We start from the raw sequence: 2,648 nt of genomic DNA on the forward strand, positions 1-2,648 counted from the left end.
CCGCAGAACCTCGCCGATGTCGCTGACATCCCCGCCCGCCTGAACCATCTTCTTCCTGATTCACGACCTCGAGGAGGTCTATTTCGTCATGCCCGAAAACAATTCCCGACTCGAAGCGGCCCACGAACCGCTTCAGTTCGCCTACTGGGTGCCCAATGTCAGTGGCGGCCTGGTGGTTTCGACCATCGAGCAACGCACCGACTGGACCTACGACTACAACAAGAAGCTCGCGGTCTTGGCCGAGAACAACGGCTTCGACTATGCGCTCACTCAGGTCCGGTACATCGCCTCCTACGGCGCGGCCTACCAGCACGAATCCACCAGCTTCTCGCTCGCTCTGCTGCTGGCCACCGAACGTCTCAAGGTGATCGCCGCCGTCCATCCCGGACTGTGGCAACCGGGAGTGTTGGCCAAGTTGATCGCGACCGCCGACCAGATCTCCGGTGGCCGCGCCGCCGTCAACGTGGTCAGCGGCTGGTTCAAAGACGAGTTCACCAAGCTCGGCGAGCCGTGGCTGGAGCACGATGAACGCTACCGCCGCGCCGAAGAATTCATCGGCTACCTCCGCGAGATCTGGAGTAGCGAACACGCGGAGTATCGAGGCGACTTCTACCGCCTGCACGACTTCGACCTGAAACCCAAACCGGTCGAGGTCCCGGGCCGGGCTCACCCGGAGATCTTCCAGGGCGGCAACTCCACCGCCGCCCGCGCGATGGCCGGCCGGGTCTCGGACTGGTATTTCAGCAACGGCAAAGACTTCGACGGGATCACCGAGCAGGTGATCGACGTGAACACCGAAGCGGCCCTGCATGATCGGACCGTCAAATTCGGTCTGAACGGCTTCCTCATCGGCCGCGACACCGAAGCCGAATCCCGCGACGTGCTCCGGGAGATCATCGACAAGGCCGACCGCGACGCCGTCGCCGGATTCGGGAGCGCTGTGAAGCAGGCGGGCCGATCGGCTGGCGATGGCAAGGGCATGTGGCAGGACTCCGAGTTCGCCGACCTCGTCCAATACAACGACGGCTTCCGCACCGGTCTGATCGGTACGCCCGAGCAGATCGCCGAGCGGATCGTCGCCTACAAGACGCGGGGAGTCAACCTCTTCCTCCTCGGCTTCCTCCACTATCTCGACGATGTCACGTACTTCGGCGAGAACATCCTGCCCCTGGTCCGCGAACTGGAGGCCGACCTGGCGTCCAGCGGACGCCTCGAATCCGAGCTCGTCCGTCACGGCGTCCTCACCTGACCCGCCCGGCCAGCCCCACACAATCACTCCCACACGAAGGATTTCACTGACATGACCACCATCGACAACCGTCCCACCTCCGTCCACACCGGCACTGACAACGCCGCCCGCTTCACCGCCGCCCTGGGCCGGGCCGACCTGGTCGCCGCCGAGCTACGCGCCACCGCCACCGAACGCGATCGGGCGAATGCCGACCCGCTCACCGAGATCGGTCTGCTCCGCGAGCACGACCTCCTGCAGGTGGGCGAGCCCGTCGAGTTCGGCGGCGACGGCCTGACCTACGCCCAGTCGCAGCAGATCACCCGGCGCATTGCGCGCGGCGACACATCGATTGCTCACCTGCTCGGCTATCACTATGCGCAGCAACGGATTCCGCATCTGTTCGGCACACCGGAGCAAGCCCGTGCGCTGTCCCGTCGCAATGCCGCCGAGAAGCTCTTCTGGGGCGGGGTCCAGAATCCGCGCGGCGCCGACGGGCTCGAGCTGACCCGCGACGGCGACGCCTTCCGCCTCAACGGCCGTCGCACCTTCGCCTCCGGCGCGAGCGTCGCCGACCAGCTCTCGGTGACCGCGGCCTTCGAGGGAGAACTCGTCTTCCTCTCCATTCCGGCCGGCCGTGCGGGCTTCACTCCGCTCGGGGACTGGGACAACATCGGCCAGCGTCTCACCGACTCCGGTGGCGTCGTCTTCGCCGACACCCCGATCGCCCGCGCGGAGATCCTCGGTGACGATCCGCTCACCGGCAAAGAGTTGTCCGCGTTCCAGACGTTGGTCACCCCGCACTGGCAACTGGCTTTTGTGAACTTCTACATCGGCACCGCCGAAGGCGCGCTCGACGAAGCCCTGGACTGGACCCGGCTGCACGCCAGCCCGTGGGAGACTTCCGGATTGGACACCGCCACCGACGATCCGTACCACCTGGAGCTGATCGGTGAGTTGCAGGCGCAAATCCGGGCCGCGGCACTGCTTGCCGACCGGGCCGGAGACGCGCTCCAGCACGCATTGAACACCGGCACCGCGCTCACCCCGGAGGAGCGTGCCGAGGCGGCGGTCGCCATCGCTGAGGCCAAGTACCTCACCACCAAAGTCTCTCTGGACGTCGCTTCCCGGCTCTTCGAGATCCAGGGTGCCCGGGCAACGACCAGCGCGTACGGCTTCGACCGGCACTGGCGCAACCTGCGCGTGCACACGGTGCACGATCCGGTGGCCTACAAAGCCCGCGAAATCGGCGACTGGGTGCTCAACCGCCGCGCACCCCAGTTCACCCTCTACAGCTGAATCACGTCGACGGTTGAGCCCTTCGACCGTTGAGCCCGTCGACCGTTGAGCCCGTCGAAACCACCACGAAAGGAACCCTCCAGTGCCTCTACGCATCCGGACCGCCCAACAGGCACTGGAC

2 protein-coding genes are annotated in these 2,648 nt (G+C 65.8%); both read left to right on the forward strand.

Annotation, left to right across the window (positions count from 1 at the left end; translation table 11 throughout):
* The first annotated feature begins 88 nt into the window (after positions 1-88).
* A complete protein-coding gene (sfnG, locus tag WAW85_RS05020) occupies positions 89-1,249 on the forward strand; it encodes a dimethylsulfone monooxygenase SfnG (protein ID WP_422558546.1) in 1,161 nt (386 codons plus the stop codon).
* Between the two features lie 51 nt (positions 1,250-1,300).
* Positions 1,301-2,527, forward strand: coding sequence for an acyl-CoA dehydrogenase family protein (locus WAW85_RS05025; protein ID WP_422558547.1), 1,227 nt, complete (start codon positions 1,301-1,303; stop codon positions 2,525-2,527).
* The last annotated feature ends 121 nt before the right edge of the window (positions 2,528-2,648 follow it).

The organism is Gordonia sp. (in: high G+C Gram-positive bacteria), assembly GCF_049299075.1.
Taxonomy (GTDB): domain Bacteria; phylum Actinomycetota; class Actinomycetes; order Mycobacteriales; family Mycobacteriaceae; genus Gordonia.